The organism is Curtobacterium sp. ME-Dv--P-122a (assembly GCF_030209645.1).
In the GTDB taxonomy this organism is placed as follows: domain Bacteria; phylum Actinomycetota; class Actinomycetes; order Actinomycetales; family Microbacteriaceae; genus Curtobacterium; species Curtobacterium flaccumfaciens.
This window is the reverse complement of the sequence record NZ_JARVRO010000013.1, coordinates 143034-160898: the sequence shown is the minus strand read 5'-3', so window position 1 is coordinate 160898 and position 17865 is coordinate 143034. Positions and strand designations below refer to the sequence as shown.

13 protein-coding genes are annotated in these 17865 nt (G+C 72.5%); 4 read left to right on the top strand and 9 right to left on the bottom strand.

Annotated features, from left to right (window positions below):
* Positions 1–142: 142 nt before the first annotated feature.
* Positions 143–5713 carry a glutamate synthase-related protein gene (locus QRN49_RS14115; RefSeq protein WP_284756453.1) on the top strand — a complete coding sequence of 1857 codons (5571 nt, stop codon included), beginning with the start codon at positions 143–145 and terminating at the stop codon, positions 5711–5713.
* On the top strand, positions 5710–7500 hold the full coding sequence (locus QRN49_RS14110; RefSeq protein ID WP_284756452.1) for a diflavin oxidoreductase: 1791 nt from the start codon (positions 5710–5712) through the stop codon (positions 7498–7500). The genes QRN49_RS14115 and QRN49_RS14110 overlap by 4 nt, the downstream gene beginning before the upstream one ends.
* A gap of 369 nt (positions 7501–7869) precedes the next feature.
* Here the strand turns inward: QRN49_RS14110 and QRN49_RS14105 are convergent, their stop codons facing one another.
* From QRN49_RS14105 to QRN49_RS14090, 4 genes are read right to left on the bottom strand one after another with little or no spacing between them, the layout of a single operon-like run.
* Complete coding sequence (locus QRN49_RS14105; protein ID WP_111032766.1) at positions 7870–8265, bottom strand: DUF7882 family protein; 396 nt, start codon at positions 8263–8265, stop codon at positions 7870–7872.
* 8 nt (positions 8266–8273) lie between these two features.
* Positions 8274–9497 (bottom strand): alpha/beta hydrolase family protein, encoded by a 1224-nt coding sequence (locus tag QRN49_RS14100; RefSeq protein ID WP_284756451.1) that lies wholly within the window; start codon positions 9495–9497, stop codon positions 8274–8276.
* 4 nt (positions 9498–9501) lie between these two features.
* A complete protein-coding gene (locus tag QRN49_RS14095; protein WP_284756450.1) occupies positions 9502–10407 on the bottom strand; it encodes a hypothetical protein in 906 nt (301 codons plus the stop codon).
* On the bottom strand, positions 10407–10874 hold the full coding sequence (locus QRN49_RS14090) for a hypothetical protein (RefSeq protein ID WP_027466017.1): 468 nt from the start codon (positions 10872–10874) through the stop codon (positions 10407–10409). Before QRN49_RS14090 ends, QRN49_RS14095 begins: the two co-directional genes overlap by 1 nt.
* Positions 10875–10953: 79 nt before the next feature.
* Here QRN49_RS14090 and QRN49_RS14085 point away from each other — a divergent pair, with 79 nt between their 5' ends.
* Both QRN49_RS14085 and QRN49_RS14080 read left to right on the top strand, forming a co-directional pair.
* Positions 10954–11337: an ArsR/SmtB family transcription factor gene (locus QRN49_RS14085; RefSeq protein WP_111047295.1), complete on the top strand. Its 384-nt coding sequence runs from the start codon at positions 10954–10956 to the stop codon at positions 11335–11337.
* Positions 11337–12320, top strand: coding sequence for an SRPBCC family protein (locus QRN49_RS14080; protein WP_284756449.1), 984 nt, complete (start codon positions 11337–11339; stop codon positions 12318–12320). Before QRN49_RS14085 ends, QRN49_RS14080 begins: the two co-directional genes overlap by 1 nt.
* 172 nt (positions 12321–12492) lie before the next feature.
* Here the strand turns inward: QRN49_RS14080 and QRN49_RS14075 are convergent, their stop codons facing one another.
* From QRN49_RS14075 to mvk, 5 genes are read right to left on the bottom strand one after another with little or no spacing between them, the layout of a single operon-like run.
* Positions 12493–13656 (bottom strand): hydroxymethylglutaryl-CoA synthase, encoded by a 1164-nt coding sequence (locus QRN49_RS14075; RefSeq protein WP_284756448.1) that lies wholly within the window; start codon positions 13654–13656, stop codon positions 12493–12495.
* Positions 13653–14717 carry a hydroxymethylglutaryl-coenzyme A reductase family protein gene (locus tag QRN49_RS14070; protein WP_071406099.1) on the bottom strand — a complete coding sequence of 355 codons (1065 nt, stop codon included), beginning with the start codon at positions 14715–14717 and terminating at the stop codon, positions 13653–13655. The genes QRN49_RS14075 and QRN49_RS14070 overlap by 4 nt, the downstream gene beginning before the upstream one ends.
* Positions 14710–15792 carry a phosphomevalonate kinase gene (locus QRN49_RS14065; RefSeq protein ID WP_209131556.1) on the bottom strand — a complete coding sequence of 361 codons (1083 nt, stop codon included), beginning with the start codon at positions 15790–15792 and terminating at the stop codon, positions 14710–14712. The genes QRN49_RS14070 and QRN49_RS14065 overlap by 8 nt, the downstream gene beginning before the upstream one ends.
* On the bottom strand, positions 15789–16790 hold the full coding sequence (gene mvaD / locus QRN49_RS14060) for a diphosphomevalonate decarboxylase (protein WP_284756447.1): 1002 nt from the start codon (positions 16788–16790) through the stop codon (positions 15789–15791). Before mvaD ends, QRN49_RS14065 begins: the two co-directional genes overlap by 4 nt.
* Entirely contained in the window at positions 16784–17767 is a 984-nt protein-coding gene (mvk, locus tag QRN49_RS14055; RefSeq protein ID WP_284756446.1) for a mevalonate kinase, read from the bottom strand. The genes mvaD and mvk overlap by 7 nt, the downstream gene beginning before the upstream one ends.
* Positions 17768–17865: the final 98 nt, after the last annotated feature.

Genomic DNA, 17865 nt, shown 5'->3' with positions numbered 1-17865 from the left:
GTCGGTATACCAAGCCGTAGCATCGCCCTACCGCACCACCACCCCACAGGGCCCGACTGCCACCATCGGTCTGCCCGCGGCGAGCGCTCCATCGATGCAGCCCGCGCCGTCCGCTGCCGGCAACGCCCCACTGGACCCGCACGTGAACCCCACCTCTTTCGGTCTCTACGACCCTGCCCGCGAATCGAGCGATTGCGGCGTCGGTTTCATCACCCGTCTCGACGGGACGCCGAGCCACGACGTCATCCGCAAGGGCGACGAAGCGCTGTGCTCCATCCCGCACCGCGGCGGCAAGTCCGCCGAGGGTGTCGGCGACGGCGCAGGCGTCAGCATCGACCTGTCGGTGGAGTTCTTCAGCGCCATCACCGGCGAGCAGCTGCGCGCCGGGCACTTCGGCGTCGCGAACTGCTTCGTGCCGAGCAGCGACGAAGCGGACGGCACCGACGAGCGCGCCCGTGCCGAGCAGACCGTCACGGACGCCATCACGGCCGAGGGCTTCGAGCTGCTGCTGGTCCGTGACGTCCCGGTGGACCACTCCGTCGCGCGCCCCGAGGCCGAGCAGTACCAGCTGCCGATCGTGCAGTGGGTCTTCCGTGCTCCGTCCGACTGGGACCGCACCGAGGTCGACGCCGCCGCGAACCGCGCCCTGCTCGCCATCGAGGCGGTCTCCTACGCCCAGGCAGCCGCCGAGCGCGCCGAGCACGCCGCCCTGTACCCGCTGTCGCTCAGCGCCCGGACCCAGATCCTGAAGGGCCGGCTGAACTCCGGCGAGGTGATCGGGTACTTCACCGACCTGCGCGACCCCCGGCACTCGGTGCGGACGCTGTACTTCCACACCCGGTTCTCGACGAACACCGAGCCGCACCCGACGATGGCGCAGCCGTTCCGCCTGATGGCGCACAACGGCGAGCTGAACACCGACCGCAAGAACCGGCTGTCGGACGAGGCGCTCGCGCGGGCCCGCACCCGGAGCATCGTGCGTCCGCCCGGGCAGTCGGACTCGAGCCGACTCGACCAGACCCTGCAGAGCCGCGTGTTCGACGACGGGCTCGAGATCGTCGAGGCCGTGGTCTCGCTCATGCCGCCGGCGTGGGAGAACGACCGCACCCTGACTCCGGACGTCCGGGACATGCTCGAGTACTTCTCGCTGTACGAGGAGAAGAACGACGGTCCTGCCGCCGTGATCTTCAGCGACGGCGACGTCGTCGGCGCCCGCCTGGACCGCCTGGGGCTGCGCCCGCTGCGCACCGTCGAGACGGCCGAGTACCTGATGGTGTCGTCCGAGGCCGGCCAGGTCGAGTTCGACGCCGACGAGGTCGTGCACCGTGGCCGCATCGAGGCCGGCGGCATGCTCGTCGTCGACCACCGCACCGGCACCCGCATGCGCACGGGCGAGGTGCTGCACATGCTCGCGGCCCGCCGTGACTACGGCTCCCTGCTCGACGCCGCCCGCGTGAACCTGGACGACGTGCCCGCTCCGGACTACGAGCGCACGACGTCCACCCTGGGCTACGACGGCGACCTGTCGCTCGCGGGCCGGTACGTGGCGTACTCGCTGAACCAGGAGAGCTTCCGGTTCATGCTCGACCCGATGCTGCAGAACGGGTCGGAGCGCATCTCGGCGATGGGCTACGGCAACGCCATCAACGCCCTGAGCGACACCGAGGGCGGCATGGCGAAGTACTTCTCGCAGCGCTTCGCCCAGGTGACGAACCCGCCGCTCGACTCGATCCGCGAGGCCGACGGCATGTCGATGCGCGTGGCACTCGGCGCGAAGCCGGACGGCACGGGCACCACGGGCCGTCAGCTCGTCGTGCAGTCGCCGATCCTCGGGCACCTCGACATGGTGCGCCTGCGCGAGCAGGACATCGTGCCGCTCGAGCGCTTCGACATGCTCTACGTGCCGGTGCCCGCCGACGAGCAGGCCAACGCCGACGCGATGCGCGGCGCGCTGGACGCCCTGTGCGACGCGATCGAGGCGTTCGCGGCGCGCGGTGGCGGGATCGCGGTCGTGACCGACCGCGAGGTGTCGTCGACCCATGCGCCCCTCCCCGTGATCCTGGCCGTTGCCGCCGTCAACCAGCGGCTCATCGAGACCGGTCTGCGCCTGCGGGTGTCCGTCGTCGCGGAGAGCGGTCAGCTGCCATCGTCACACCACGTCGCGACCGCGCTGGGCTTCGGCGCCGCCGCTGTGTACAGCTTGAGCGCGCGACTGCGTGCGGAGGAGAAGTACCCCGCCGCACCCGCACCCGCCGGTGAGCTGACCGCGACCGACCTGGCGCTCAAGCAGTTCCGCAAGGCCGCCGAGAAGGCCCTGGCGAAGACCATGGGCCGCGTCGGCCTGTGCACTGCCGAGAGCTACATCGGTGGCGAGTTCTTCGAGCCGAACTACCTCGACACCGGCGACGACGTGCTCGCGCGGATCTTCCCGCACATGCAGGCCCCGGTCGGCGGCGTCGGCTTCGCGCGCATCGCCCAGGCGGCGACGGACTGGCACGAGCGTGCCCGCTCGGTGGCGTCCGAGGGCCAGGTCCCGCTGCTCGGCCTGTTCAAGGAACGCTCCGACGGCGCCGGCCACTCGTTCGGCGTCGCGAGCGTCCGCGGGTTCGGCGGCATGACCGAGGAGCGCCCGGCCTTCGAACGCTCCGGCGACTCGGACGCGCTGCGCCTGCTCACGCTCGGCCAGCTCGACGACTCGTTCGGCATCACCGACGCCGCGTACCGGAACACCGGCTACGACCGCCTGAGCGACGCCGAGATCGACGCGCACCGCATCACGCCGGGCTACGTCACGTTCCTGCAGACGACCCACGACGAGCGGTCCCGCCGCCCCGCCGCGCTCCGCGACGTGCTCGCGCTGCCCGCGGACGTCACCGGCATCGACACGGCCGAGGACTTCGCCCGCGAGCTCGGCCGCTTCTCGACGAGCGGCAACGCCAGCGTCACCGTCCGCGGGCTCTCCGGCTCGCGTCCGTCGGACGACCAGGACCTGCCGGGAGGCACGGAGCGGTTCCGCCTGGAGCTCACGTCGACGGGGACCACGGGTGCACTGCGCCACGCGGCCCTGGCGGACGGCCTCGCGCTGCTCCACCCCGGACAGATCGACGTCGACGCCGTCGACGACACCGGGGTGACGCTCCGCGCCACCGGTGCGGCCGTCGCCCTGCTCGCGCTGCTGCAGAGCGCCCCGGCGAGCGTCGAGCTCGACGAGGTGCAGCCGGCCCACGAGATCACCCGGACCCTGGCGTCCGGCGCGATGAGCCACGGCGCGCTCGTCGCCACCGCGCACGAGGCCGTCGCACACGGCACGAACATGGTCGGCGGCATGTCGAACAGCGGTGAGGGCGGCGAGCACCACTCCCGCTACGGCACCATCCGCGGCTCGCGCATCAAGCAGTTCGCCTCGGGCCGGTTCGGCATCTGGGCCGGCTACCTCGCCGACCCCATGCTCGAGGAGCTCGAGATCAAGATCGGCCAGGGCGCGAAGCCCGGCGAGGGTGGTCAGCTGCCCGCCCCCAAGGTCACGGTGGACATCGCCGCGGCCCGTGGTGGCACGCCCGGCGTCGAGCTGATCTCGCCGCCGCCGCACCACGACACGTACTCGATCGAGGACCTCGCGCAGCTCATCCACGACTGCAAGGCCGCCCGCGTCCGGGTGATCGTGAAGCTCGTCTCGTCCGAGGGCATCGGCACCATCGCGGTCGGCGTCGCGAAGGCCGGCGCCGACGTGATCAACGTCGCGGGCAACACCGGCGGCACGGGCGCCGCGGCCGTCACCAGCCTGAAGTACGCGGGCCGCTCCGCGGAGATCGGCGTCGCCGAGGTGCACCAGGCCCTGGTCGCGAACGGCCTGCGCCAGAAGGTCACGCTCCGCTGCTCGGGTGCGCACCAGACCGGCAGCGACGTCGTCACGAGCGCCCTGCTCGGCGGCGACAGCTTCGAGTTCGGCACGACCGCGCTCATGATGCTCGGCTGCGTGATGGCGAAGAACTGCAACGTGAAGTGCCCGGCGGGCCTGACCACGAACGCCGAGGCGTTCGAGGGCGACCCCCGCGCGCTCGCGCAGTACCTGCTCAACATCGCCCACGACGTGCGGCAGATCCTGGCCCGTCTCGGCCTGCGCTCCCTGCGCGAGGCCCGCGGCCGGACCGACCTGCTGCAGCTCCTGGACCACCCGGCGAGCGTGGGCCGGCTCGACGCCCGCGCCCTGCTCGCCCAGGTGCCCGAGAAGGTCGTCGCGGACCCGGAGTACCTGGAGAAGGACTTCCACACCGACGACGCCCTGCTCGAGCGCGTCCGCACCGCCCTCGTCGACCACGCGCAGGAGCACGTGCTCGTGCACGGCGTGCTGCTCGGCAACGCCGACAAGTCGGTCGGTGGCCAGCTCGGCATCGACCTCGAGCGTCTGCTCAACCACGAGCTCCGCGCCGAGGACGTGCAGGGGCTGCCCGCCGTGACGACGGATGACCGCGGACGCCGCCGGCTGGTGGACGGTGCGGTCACGATCCGCACGCAGGGCTCGGCCGGGCAGTCCTACGGCGTCTTCAACAACGACGGCGTCGTGCTCGAGCACACCGGCACCGCGAACGACGGCGTCGGCAAGAGCCAGAGCGGCGGACGGATCATCGTCCGCGCACCCGGTGGCGGCAGCGCCGAACAGGGCGGCAACGTGCTGGTCGGCAACTTCGCGCTGTTCGGGGCCACCGGCGGCCGCACCTTCGTCGAGGGCGAGGCCGGCGACCGGTTCGCCGTCCGCAACTCCGGCGCGACCGCCGTCGTCGAGGGCGTGGGCGACTTCGGCTGCGAGTACATGACCGGTGGCGCCGTGTTCAACCTCGGCGCGTTCGGCAAGGGCCTCGGCAACGGCATGTCCGGTGGGTTCCTGTACCAGTACGACCCCTCCGGCCAGGTCGCCGAGCGTGCCAGCACGGACTCGCTGCTGGTGTTCCCGATCACCGACACCGAGCGCGGTGCGTTCCACGAGGCCGCCGCCCGCCTGCTGCTCGAGTGGCACCTCGAGGCGACCGGTTCGGCCCTGGCCGAGCGGCTGCTCGCCGAGTGGGACACCGCCCGCGCGCACGTGTACGTCGGCATGCCCCGTGCCCTGCTGCTCACGCAGGACGCCGGCGAGATCCTCGCGGCGGCGACCCGGCCCGAGCTCCTCGACGAGCTCGCGACCTCGATCGCCACCGACAAGCTCCGCGCGTTCAAGCTCGACTACCGCGACCAGCGCACGGTGCTCGACGGCCGTGCCCCGGCGCTCGGCGACCAGGGCGAGGACATGTTCTCGCTGCTGTCGTCGTACACGGTGCTCGGGGTCGCCCAGGACGTCGCCCTCGAGCGCGTCCCGGGTGCGTTCGGCGCCGCCGACCCGCGGGTCGCCGAAGCCGTGAAGAACCTCGTGCTCACCGAGGACTTCTCCGTCAAGCAGCGCGTCGTGAAGTACCTGCGCGGCACGCTCGACCGGTTCGCCGACGACCAGCTCGCCACGCTCATCGCGATCAAGCGGCTCGACGACTACAAGCGCGCGCTCACGCAGCGGAACAACCGCAGCATGGACGCGCCGGGCACCACGGGGTGGATCATGCACCAGAACGCCAAGAACGACGGCCGCGTCCGCGAAGCCCGCTTCGACGAGCTGCTCGCCACCGCGGCGCTCGAGGACATCGCCCGCCGTGCACCGCAGGCGCCGACCGAGGCGGTGACCGCGTGAGCCTGCTTCCCCCGACCGGGTCGCTGATCCCCGTCGACGCACCGTTCTCGGCCGCCCAGGAGTCCTGGCTCGCCGGGTTCATCGCGGGCATCGCCGCCGCCGGCAAGAAGGTCGCGGCCAGCGCGCCCACGACGACGATCGACGTGCTGTTCGGCACCCAGACCGGCAACGCCGAGTTCCTGGCCGACGAGCTCGTCGCCGGCGCGAAGGCCCGCGGACTCGGCGGTCGCGCCAGTGCGCTCGACGCCGTCACCCCCGAGCAGCTCGCCGAGATGTCGCACGTGCTCGTCGTCACCTCGACCTACGGCGAGGGTGAGATGCCCGACAACGCCGGGCTGTTCTGGGACGCGATCCAGGCGAGCACCGTGCCACGGCTCGAGGGGCTGCAGTACGCCGTCCTGGGCCTCGGCGACACGAGCTACGACGAGTTCTGCCAGGCCGGCAAGCTCCTCGACACCCGGTTCGAGCAGCTCGGCGCGACCCGCATCCACGACCGCGTCGACTGCGACGTCGACTTCGAGGACCCGGCCGCACTGTGGAACGCGGCGGTGCTCGACCGCCTCGCCGCCGAGGCCGGCGCGACGGCTGCACCCGGCGCGACCACGGGCGGTGGTGCCGGCGACGGTGCCGCCGCGACCGGCGGGGCGGGCGCGAGCCGAGCCTCCCGGCCGGGGTCGCAGTGGAACAAGCGCAACCCGTACCCGTCACGCCTGGTCGAGAACCGGCTGCTCTCCTCGCCGCGCAGCGCGAAGGAGATCCGGCACTACGAGTTCGACCTCGGCGACTCGGGCATCGAGTACGCGGCCGGCGACGCCCTGGCGGTCGTTCCCGTGAACGACGAGGTCTTCGTGGCGGACCTGCTCGAGCAGGTCGGCGCGAACGGCGGCGAGTCGTTCGACGGCCGGCCGATCACCGAGGTCCTGCGGACCGACCGTGAGATCCGGACGCCCTCGAAGGACCTGATCGCCGACCTGGTGCAGCGCGCGCCGTCGAGCGAGCTCGCGGCCGTCGTGGCGCACGGCGACAAGCACGAGCTGGACCGCTGGCTCTGGGGACGCGACGTCCTCGACCTGCTCCGCGACGCCGGACCGGCCGCCCCGGGACTCGACGAGCTGCTGCCGAACCTGCGGCCGCTGCAGGCGCGGCAGTACTCGATCTCGTCGAGCCCGCTGGCGCACCCGGACCGCATCCAGCTGACCATCGCGTCGGTGCGCTACGGCGACCCGCACCGGATGTACGCCGGCGTCGCGTCGACGTTCCTGGCCGACCGGGTCGACCCGGACGGCACCGTCGACGTCTACCTGCAGCCGAACGCGTCGTTCGGAGTGCCGGCGGACGAGTCGGCCCCGATGATCATGATCGGACCGGGCACCGGTGTCGCGCCGTTCCGCGGGTTCCTGCACGAGCGCGCGGTGTCCGGGGCGACCGGACGCAACTGGCTGTTCTTCGGCGACCAGCACCGGGACACCGACTTCGTGTACCGGGACGAGCTCACCGAGCTGCAGGAACAGGGCGTGCTCGACCGCCTCGACCTGGCGTTCTCGCGTGACCAGGCCGAGAAGGTCTACGTGCAGACGCGGATGCTCGAACAGTCGGCGGAGCTGTTCGCCTGGCTCGAGGACGGCGGCCACGTGTACGTGTGCGGCGACGCCTCACGCATGGCGAAGGACGTCGAGGCCGCGCTGCTCCACGTCATCCGGACCGGACGTGGGCGCGGCGAGGACGACGCGCAGGCGTACCTGGCCGACATGCGTCGCGCGAAGCGGTACGTGCGCGACGTCTACTGAGCCGCGTGCAGATCTGATGAGTCCGCCCCGGCCACGGAACCCGAATCCGATGGCCGGGGCGGTCCCGGAGGAGCGCCGGTCAGTGGCGACCGACCAGCGAGCCCTGCAGCGTGGCGCGGCGGACGCGACGCACAGCGTCGGTCGCACGAGCGTCGAGTGCCCTGATCCGGGACTCGCGCCGCTCGTTCGTCTCGGCCACCGATGGTTGGTCGGTGCCGGACTCGCCGGGCGTCACGGGCAATTCGGGTTCCCCTCCTGCCGCGGACGCTGCCAACACCGGTGCCCTAGCGCCGGTGCGGGGGACGACAGCGAACCGCGGTGAAGCCACAGTACGATCCGAGCAACCTGACTGGAACCCGTTGACCCGGATCAGCGCGTTGTGCTACCACTCGGTGTCCCGGATGCGTCGTCCGCGTCGCCGGGGGCCACCGCCCGCGACCACGCCGAGTCGGCCGCCGTGCTGGTGTCCGCCGGCTCCGGCGTCAGCACGAGCCCCGACCCCGAGGTGGCCGAGGCGTAGAGGTCCTCGAGCCAGCTGCGGTTGATCGACGGCACCCGGCTGCCGGTGAACTTGAAGTGCAGGCTCACGTTGGGGTGCAGCCAGATCGTGCTGCGACCGTTGCCGTGGACGACGTCGTCCTTCCACGAGAATGCGAACCGGTGGTCGCGTCGGAGCATGTTGACGATGACGATCTGCAGGTGCGTGAGCGCGCGGTCGTCGATCCGCAGGTCGAGCGGTCGGCCGTCGTAGATGAGCTGCCCCATGGCTCCTTCTACTCCTGCGCTCCGGTGTGCGCGAGACCGGACGCCCAGGTCGTGATGGTGCGGTCGAACCAGACGGCGTCGACGTTGCGCTCCCAGGCGTGCTCGGCCGGCTCGCTGACCGCCAGCGTGACCGTGCCGGGGTGGGCGTCGGCGAACTCCTGACTGGCCGAGAACGGCACCGTGGTGTCGCCGGTGGAGTGGATGAGCAGGGTCGGTGGCAGCGGCCGGGGTGCGCGCAACCACGACAGCGCGCGCACGTCGACCGGCGAGCGCAGCCCCACCATCCGGCAGAGGACCGGCGTCGCCATCGCCCCGAGGGCAGCGCCCACCACGGGGCCGGGCAGCCCCGCGCGACGGGCCTGGGACCGGACGGTGACGGCCCAGTCCAGTGCCGGGGCGACGAGCACGATCCCGGCCAGGCGGTCGCGGTGCGCCGAGCGGGCGAGGAGCTCGTGCGTGATCGTCGCCCCCATCGACCACCCCACGATGACGAGCCGCTCGGCGCCGTTCGCGACGGCGTGGTCGAGCGCCACTTCGACGTCCGCCCACTCGCGCGCACCGAGGTGCGAGGCTCGGCCCTCCCACGGTGCCTCGCCGTCGCCGCGGAACGACGGGACGATCGAGGTCCAGCCCAGTTCGAGCGCCGCGGGGACGGTCCGGAGCGCGGTGACCCGGGTCGTCCGGATCCCGTGGACGTGGACGGCCCAGGTCCGGGCGGCCGCGGGGTCGGCACCCCGGGCAGCCGTGGAGTCGGCACCCCGGGCAGCCGCGCGGTCCGGGCGCGCATCGCGGTCCGGCCCCGGCCGCACCACCCACGCGGGCGCAGGCCCCACCGGCGTCGGCAGCGACACCTCGGACCAGTCGACCTCCATCGCCGCCGGGTCCGGGTGCACGTGCCCGCTCCACCGCACCCGCGACGACACCGCGCCGGTCGTCCGCACCACGGCCCGGCGCACGAACCCGGCGGCTTCGTCGACCTCGAGCACCGGCCCGACGGTGGTGTGCCCCGGGCCGTCGTGCCACAGCCCGTACTCCCCCGGCCGCACGGTGTCGTCGGTGATCGGCAGCCGGACGGAGTCCGCGTCGGACTCGATGACGGGCGTCCACCGGTCGCCACCGGGCAGCACGATCCTGCCGACGACCTTCCGCAGGACGACCAGGACGACCAGCCCGACCAGGGCCACCGCCGCCAGCACCACGAGCGCTCCGAGCACCCACCACACGATCGTCACGCCGTCATCCTCCGAGGCTCCGGGTCAGGGTCCGTTCCGCCGACCGCACCTGCGCGAGTTCGGCGTCGTCGAGGGTCCGTCCCTGCACCTCGGCGTCGCGGATCGCGATGACCAGGTCGTAGGTCCGCGCCTGCGGGTCCCCCGGCCGCTCGACCGCCCGCACCGCGTGCCGACGGGCGATGCGGCGCAGGCGTCGGTGGTGCCCCCGGTGGCGCAGGTCACGGCCCCACCGCCGGAACGTCAGCGAGGCCATCGCCACCACGATGAGCACGATGCCGAGGTAGAACGGCGGGTCGAAGGCCGGCCGCAGGCCGTCGCGCACCCCGGCCGGGAAGAGTCCGAAGTGGTCGGCGGTGAGCGAGGCGACCTCGTCGACGCTCGCCACGACGACCAGGGCGAGCCCGACGCGGAACACCACGAGCGCCACCGGGTTCTGCAGCACGCCGCGGCGCAGGGTCGTGGCGGCGATCAGCCCGACGCCCACCATGTACACCGTCCCGTAGAGCCACATCGGGGTCTGCTCGATCTCGCGCACGATGAAGTGGAAGTCGGTCCCGCCGCGCTCCTCGACCAGCAGGAACGGCACCGTGAACGCCACGACCACGACGAGCAGCGCCGCCGGCCGCGCCAGCAGTGGGCGCTCCGGCAGGTCGTCCGTGCTCGCGCGCAGCATCAGCCAGAACGCGACGGTGGCGCAGACGTTCTGCACCAGGTTGATGAGGTTCGAGCCGCCCAGGGCTCCGTCGAGCACCGGCTGCGGCACGACGCTGCCGAGGGTCAGGAGCCCGAGCGCCCCGACGCCGGTGGCGCCCCAGGCCGCCCGACCACGGGGGTTCCGCAGCACGTACGGCGTGCGGGCGAGGAAGATCAGCGCCGCGAACCAGAAGGCCGCGGCGTGCAGGACGGCCATCAGCCGTAGGCCCGCTCGTCCGCGCCCGTGGCCCCGGCGAGCAGGACCGTCGCGAGCTCGTAGGCGAACCGTTCGGCGAAGTGCTCGTCGTCGTCGGAGATGCTCACGAGCCCGGAGTCGGCGTCGAGTGCGCGACGGCAGACGTGGCCCCCGGCGGCGAACTCGGCGACGGACGACGGGGTCGGTGTGCCGACGTCGCCGTGCACCAGGTGCCCGAGCTCGTGCAGCACGCAGTGCATGCGGTAGAGCGGCGGTGCGTCGGCCGGCACGAGCACCAGGTTCTCGTGCTCGAACTGCGAGACGAGCGCGGTGAGCGGACCCCAGCTCGGCCCGTCGACGTCGACGACGCGCGTGGGCTTGCCGACCATCCGACCGACGCCGGTCACCACGTCGGACAGCTGCGGCGCACGGGGCAGGGTGGCGACGAGGGCACGGACGGCACCGGACGCACCCAGCTGCTCCGCCATCGCCCCTCCGATCTCCGCGGCAAGACTACCGGCAGGTCCCCCTTGTGGACGAGACCGGCCGGACGTAACCTACAACCAAATGGTTGTACGAATCGAACTGTCCGACGCCGAGGTCGACCGGGTGTTCCACGCCCTGGCCGACGCGACCCGTCGTGACATCGTCCGGCGCACGCTCGTCGGGTCGTCGTCCGTGAGCGAGCTCGCGGACGCCTACTCGATGTCGTTCGCCGCCGTCCAGAAGCACGTCGCCGTCCTCGAAGGAGCCGGACTCGTGAGCAAGGAGGCCCGCGGCCGCACCCGCATCGTGCGCGCGGAGCCGGAGCAGCTCGACCGGGTCCGTGCCCTCCTCGACGCCTACGGCCGCCTCTGGCACAGCCGGATGGACCGCCTGGGCGACCTGCTCGACGGCGACGCGTCCGGACACCCAGCACCAGACGACACCCGACGACACCAGGAGCGATGATGCCCACCACGTCCGTCCACACCGATCCCGACACCCTCTCGATGACCCTCGTCGCCGAGTTCCCCGTCCCCGTCGAACGGCTCTGGGCCGCCTTCGCCGACCCCCGCCAGCTCGAGCGGTTCTGGGGACCGCCCGGGTTCCCCGCGACCTTCACGACGTTCGACCTGCGCCCCGGTGGCCGCGCCGACTACCGGATGACGTCTCCGCAGGGCGAGCGGTTCCACGCCGTCTGGCAGGTCACCGAGGTCGACGAGCACCGTCGCATCGTCTTCCGCGACCTGTTCACCGACCCGGAGGGCACGGTCGACGAGTCGCTCCCCGCCAGCGAGACCGTGTTGTCGTTCGGGCGGGCCGATGAGGGATCACGGGTCACCGTGGTGTCCTCGTTCGCCTCGACCGCCGACCTCGACGCGATGCTCGAGATGGGCATGCTCGAGGGCTACCAGCAGGCGTTCGGCCAGCTCGACCGGGTGCTCGCCGACCTGCGCGAGTGGGCCCTCGGTGCGGGCACCGAGACCGAGGTCCTCGACGACACCCACGTCCGGATCACCCGGGCGTTCGCGGCGCCACGGCACCTGCTCTGGCGGGCGCACACCGAACCCGACCTGGTGCGCCGGTGGCTGCTCGGCCCCGACGGGTGGGAGATGACGGTGTACGAGAACGACCTGACCCCGGGCGGCGCGTTCCGGCAGGCCTGGGCGCCGACGGGTGACACCGAGGGAGAACCCTTCGGGTTCGAGGGCGAGAACCTCGTCGTCGAACCCGAACGCCGGATGGTGTCGACCGAGCGCATGACCGGGGCACCCTTCCCGCCGAACACGAACGACCTGCAGTTCGACGAGGACGACGGCGTCACGCTCATGACGCTGCTCGTCACCTACCCGGACCGGGAGCAGCGGGACGTGATCCTCGCGACCGGCATGACGGAGGGCATGGAAGCCAGCTACCAGCGGCTGGAGCGCGAGGTCCTGTCCGCAGCGTGACCGGCAGACGGACGGGAGGCCCGTGGCGGCGCCGCCACGGGCCTCCCGTCCGTCCCGAGCAAGCGACAGATCCCGGCGCACGATCCGGGTCCGGTCCCCGAGAGCGACAGATCCCCGCGGATGTCCCGCGGGGATCTGTCGCTTTCAGGAGGGGCTGGTGGGCGCAGGCCGGCTACTCCGGCTGCGCCGTCGCCTCGTAGTGCCGCGCGCCGCCGCGCACGCCCGCGAAGCGGAACGGCGCGGTCGTGACGCGCGGACGCTCGACGTCCTCGCTGGTAGCGGCACCCGCGGCGTGCAGCGCGCGGTACGCGTCGACCGTCAGCGGGACCCGCGCCTCGAGCAGCGACCGCACGCGACCCGCACGGCGGTGCTCGCGGTAGTCGGGCCGGACGGTACCGGTGATGAGCTCACCGACGCTGCCCGAGCCGTAGCTGAACAGGCCGAGTCGCTCCCCCGCCAGGTCGTCGTCCAGGTCGAGCAGTGCCGCGAGCCCGATCCAGAGCGACGCCGTGTAGGTGTTGCCGGTCTGCCGGTTGTAGGTGAACCCGATCGCCAGGTCGGCCTCGTCGAACGGTGCGCCGACGTGCTGCGTGAGCTTGCGGTGCGCCTTGATCGCCATCTTGGTGAAGGGCTGGTGGTGCACGAACCGGGCGATGTCGTCGTACGCGGGGCCGCCCTGTTCCGCCAGGTCGTCCCAGGCGCCGACGAACGCGTTGACGTACGCGCTCACCGAGAGCCGACCGTCGACCAGCGCGGTGGAGCGGTCGTTCGGCCGCCAGAAGTCGTCGACGTCCGCCGTGTAGACGCCCGCCGCCGGCTCGATCTCGATCAGGTCGGGGTCGGCGGACACCAGGATCGCGGCGGCACCGGCACCCTGGGTCGGCTCGGCCGGGGTGTCGACGTCGTACCGGGCGACGTCGGCGGCGATGACGAGCACCCGCTCGTGCGGGGCGCGGGCGACGATCCCGAGTGCGAGCTGCACCGCGGCCATCCCGCCGTAGCAGGCCTGCTTCAGCTCGACCACGCGGACGGCCTTCGGCAGCCCGAGCAGGCCGTGCACGTACACGCCGGCGGCCTTCGACTGGTCGACGCCGGACTCGGTGGCGAACAGCACGGTGCGGATGCCCTCGACGCCGTGCCGGTCGATGAGCTCCTTGGCGGCGGCGGCGCCCATCGTGACGATGTCCTCGTCGGGCGCGGGCACGCTGAAGGCGTCCTGCCCGATGCCGACGTGGTACTTCGCCGGGTCGACGCCGAGCCGCTCGGCCAGGTCGTCGAGCTCGAGCACGTGGTGCCCGGTCGCGATCGCGATGTCGTGGATGCCGACGCCGGTCATGCCGCACCCCCTGCGGGCTTCGTGCCACGGCGTTCCATGGCGACGTGGGCGGCCATCAGCTCGCCCGGGTTGGTCTGTGCGGCGAGGAGCGAGAGCTCCCCGCACAGGACGGTCGCGGCGCACAGGGCGGCGAGGCGGCGGGCGTTCCCGCCAGGCTCGCGGTCCTCGCGGCAGCCGAGGCGCACCAGGGCGTCCTCGACGACGGGCAGGTCCCCGCCCTTGCCGTTGCCGACCGTGCCGACGATCAGGTGCGGCAGCGAGGTCGCGAAGTACAGGTCGCCGTCGCGGTCCTCGGCGCTCGTGATGCCCTGCGAGCCCTCGACGATGTTGGCGGCGTCCTGCCCGGTGGCCAGGTAGAAGCCGAGCAGCATGTTCGCGTAGTGCGCGTTCGCCGAGCGGATGGCCCCGGCGATCGTCGACCCGATCAGGTTCTTCGCGATGTTCAGCTCGACGATGCGCGCGGTGCTCGACCGCAGGCGCTTCTCGACGACCTCGCCCGGGATCACGATCTCGGCGATGGTGTTGCGGCCGCGGCCACGGATGCCGTTCACCGCGGTGGCCTTCTTGTCGGTGCAGAAGTTGCCCGACACCGAGACGTACCGCAGGCCCGGCTGCCAGTCCAGGATCGCCGGCAGCAGCTTGTCCGCCGCCTGCGTGACCATGTTGTGGCCGGAGGCGTCGCCGGTGGTGAACGCGAAGCGCAGGAACAGCAGGTCCCCGACGATCTCCGGGTGCACCTCGATGAGCTTGGCGAACCGGCTCTGCCCGGACACGATCGCGGCGAGCTCGTCCTGGCGCGCGAGGATCTGCCCCGCGGCCACGTGTGCTGCGGCGGCGCTGTCGGCACGGACCACGACGGAGCGGGTCATGCGCTCGTCGACGACGGTCGCGACGATGCCGTCCTCGACCATCCGCGAGATGCGGGCGCCACGGCCGACGGACGGCCAGAGCGGCGACTCGTAGGTGGCGAGGGGGACCTCGTGCTCCCCCTGCACGGCGTTGCCGCTGACGCGGATCGGGCCGACCCACTTGGTGGGGATCGGTGTGAGCAGGTCACTCATCGAGGGCTCCTTCTGGTGCTCGCACCGCGACGCTGAGGTGCCTGATGTCGTGCGCCTCCCAGGCGCGGTGGATGCCGGCGGGGTCGGTGTCCGCCGGGACGAGCGCGATGCCGCAGTCGCCGCCGCCGGCACCGGACGGCTTCGCCGCCCCGCCCGCCGCCTCGACGACGTCGCACAGGGTCGCGAGACGCTCGGTCTCGATCTTCGACCCGACCGAGTCGCCGAGACGCTGCAGCAGCCCACGGGCACGTCGGAGGGCACCGAGCGTGCGCTCGGCGTCGCCGGTCTGGAGGCCCGTGGTCAGGTCGTCGACGGCGCTGCGGCTCTCGTCGAGGAACGCCTGGTAGCCGCCGTTGCGGTGCCGACGCACCACGTCGACGAGCTTCGTGGTGGACGCGGGCGAGCCGGTCCAGCCGACGAGCAGCTGCAGGTTCTCGGGGGCGGGCAGCCGCTGGACGTCGAAGCCGTCCCACGCGTCGGCGTCGGTCAGGATCGCGGACACGGCGTGGTCGCCGAGCATCGCGGCGAGGCGCTCGCGGTCCGGGGCGCTGTAGCGCAGCCAGCCGCCGAACGTGCTCGCGGCGAGGTCGCCACCGGAGGCCCGGGGGTTCACGCGGATGGTGGCGAGCAGGGCGACCTGGAAGCGCTGGCGCTGCGTCAGGCCGATGCCGTAGAAGCGGTCGAGGGCACCGACGGTGGCGACGGTGACCGCGGCCGAGGACCCGAGGCCGAACTTCCGGCCGCTGGCGTCGTCGAGCTGGCTCTCGATGCGCAGTTCGTGGAACCGCGGGGCGATGCCGTGCTCGGCGCGGAGCTTCTCGACCAGGTCGATCGTGGCCATCACGTAGTCGTACGGGTGGTGCTCACGGTCGAGCGCCAGGCCGTCCTCGGCACGGGTCCACGTGAGCGGCAGGTGCCCGTACTCCTCGGAGTGCACGCTGCCGGCGCCGTGGCCCTCGCGCACCTTCGCCGTGATGGCGCGGTCGAGGGCGATCAGGACGGACGGCTGGCCCGGCTCGACGACGGCGTACTCGCCGGCGACGAACAGCTTGCCGTGTGCACGGAACTCGATCACTGCGCGGACTCCTTCTGGTCGGGATTGCTCCCGGTCTCTTCGGAGCGGAGCACCCGCGCGGCAGCTCCGGTGCCGGACTCGATGACGTCCCCCAGCGACGCGAGCGCCCCGGCGACGGCCGCCCGGTCCTGCGGCTTCGTGAGCACGACGACGTTCGGGCCCGCATCGGCCGTGGCGTAGGCCTCGGTGCCGCCGGCACGCAGCTCGGCGACGGCGTCGAACACGGCGACACTGCGGGCGTTGAGGTAGCGGATCGGCGGGAACGCGCCCTCGATCGTCGCGTGCATGCGGAGCGCGTTGCTCTCGGTGATCTCGCCGATGCGGGTGAAGTCGCCGGCCGCGCAGGCCGTGAGCATGTCGCCGACGGTCTCGGTCGTCGAGGTCACCCAGGCCGGGTAGAACGGCGACGTCGCGATGGTGCGGCGCATGGCCTCGCGCGACCCGATCGGCTTCGGGCCGGCGTCGATCGTGACCACGACCATGGCCATCGGCGGGGCGGGGATCGGCTCGGCGAAGGAGCCCTGGTCGTCGCCGGCGTGCCAGACGGCGACACCGCCGGGGATCGAGCGCGTGGCCGAACCGGAACCGCGACGGGCCAGACGGGACAGGTCGCGCGGCGAAAGGTCGAGGCCGTAGGCCGCGGCGGCCGCGGTCGCCAGGGCGGCGAAGCCGGACGCGCTCGAGGCCAACCCGGCGCCGGTCGGGACGGTGTTCTCGGACACCACCGACGCCCGCTCGGACGACCCCGCGAGCTCGCGCACCAGGTCGAGGAACTGCTGCACGCGCACCAGCGCACCGTCGTCGACGACGTGACCGTTCAGCGTGAACGCATCACGGGCCTCCCGTCCGCCGTCCACCGTGACGGTGGTCGTCGTCGGGAACACGTCGAGCCCCATCGAGACGCTGCCCGTGGCGGGCAGCGCGAGCTGCGCGTCCGCCTTCCCCCAGTACTTGACGAGGGCGATGTTGGGGTGCGCGACGGCGGTGGCTGTCAGCAAGCGCGGGCTCCGATCGTGGTGGTCCAGGTGGCTGCGGCCCCTGCGCCGCGGAGTGCGGCCGCGATGCGGTCCGCGTGGTCGTCGTCCGCGGCGAGCGCGAGGACGCACCCGCCCCGCCCGCCGCCGGTGAGCTTCGCGCCGAGGGCGTCCGCAGCACGTGCGGCGTCGACGAGCCGGTCCAGGTCGTCACTCGACACGTCGAGTGTGCTGAGCAGGTCGTGCGCGGCGTCCATGGTGGCACCCAGAGCCTGGGCATCGCCGTCCTCCAGTGTCCCCCGTGCCCGACGGGCGAGCTCGCCGATCCGGTCGATCACGGCGCCGACACCGACCGGGTCCTGGTCGTGGCGGGCGCGGACGGCCGAGACGGCCTCGCGGGTGTGCCCGGGGACGCCGGTGTCCGCGACGACGAAGGTGAAGCGGGCGCCGAGCGTGACGGGTTCGATCTGGCCGCCCTCGAACCAGACCGGCGCGGACGCGACGACGCCCCGGGCGTCGAGGCCGGACGGTCGGCCGTGGGCGACGCGCTCGCACTCCTGGATGAGCTCGTGGTGGGTCTCGACGTCGAGGGTCTCGCCCAGGGCATCGGCGACGGCGGCGGTCACGGCGGCGGCGACCGCGGCGCTCGAGCCCATGCCGCGGGCGGTCGGGACCTCGCTGTCGACCCGGACGTGGAAGTGGCGGTCGGTGACCCCGAAGTGGCGCAGGGTCGCAGTGACGGCGGTGACGGTCGGCATCACGGCCGCGGGTGCGAGGTCGAGGGGGCCGGTGTGCACGGTGGACTGCAGGCTGTGACCGGGCTGCTCGGCGTCGGCGGCGACCGGGGTGACCGTCGCCACGACCCGTGCGTCGAGCACCGGCAGGACGAGAGCGGGTGCGCCGTAGACCACGGCGTGCTCACCGATCAGGATCGTCTTGCCGTGGGACGACGCCGATCCGTTGCCGGGGGTCGTGGTGGTGTCGAGGTCGCTGCTGCTCATCTTGGGTCACGTCAGCCTAACCGTCCGGGTCGTCGGCGTGTTCGTCAGCTGGGCATCCACTGCATCGAGTTGTGCACAACTCGGTTGCGTGACAGTGT

What these genes read in the sequence shown, in the direction of transcription:
- QRN49_RS14105 (WP_111032766.1), bottom strand. Translation starts at nt 8,265, where the DNA reads ATGGGGCAGCTCATCTACGACGGCCGACCGCTCGACCTGCGGATCGAC.
- QRN49_RS14085 (WP_111047295.1), top strand. Translation starts at nt 10,954, where the DNA reads ATGGTTGTACGAATCGAACTGTCCGACGCCGAGGTCGACCGGGTGTTC.
- QRN49_RS14070 (WP_071406099.1), bottom strand. Translation starts at nt 14,717, where the DNA reads ATGAGTGACCTGCTCACACCGATCCCCACCAAGTGGGTCGGCCCGATC.
- QRN49_RS14080 (WP_284756449.1), top strand. Translation starts at nt 11,337, where the DNA reads ATGCCCACCACGTCCGTCCACACCGATCCCGACACCCTCTCGATGACC.
- mvk (WP_284756446.1), bottom strand. Translation starts at nt 17,767, where the DNA reads ATGAGCAGCAGCGACCTCGACACCACCACGACCCCCGGCAACGGATCG.
- QRN49_RS14090 (WP_027466017.1), bottom strand. Translation starts at nt 10,874, where the DNA reads ATGGCGGAGCAGCTGGGTGCGTCCGGTGCCGTCCGTGCCCTCGTCGCC.
- QRN49_RS14095 (WP_284756450.1), bottom strand. Translation starts at nt 10,407, where the DNA reads ATGGCCGTCCTGCACGCCGCGGCCTTCTGGTTCGCGGCGCTGATCTTC.
- QRN49_RS14075 (WP_284756448.1), bottom strand. Translation starts at nt 13,656, where the DNA reads ATGACCGGCGTCGGCATCCACGACATCGCGATCGCGACCGGGCACCAC.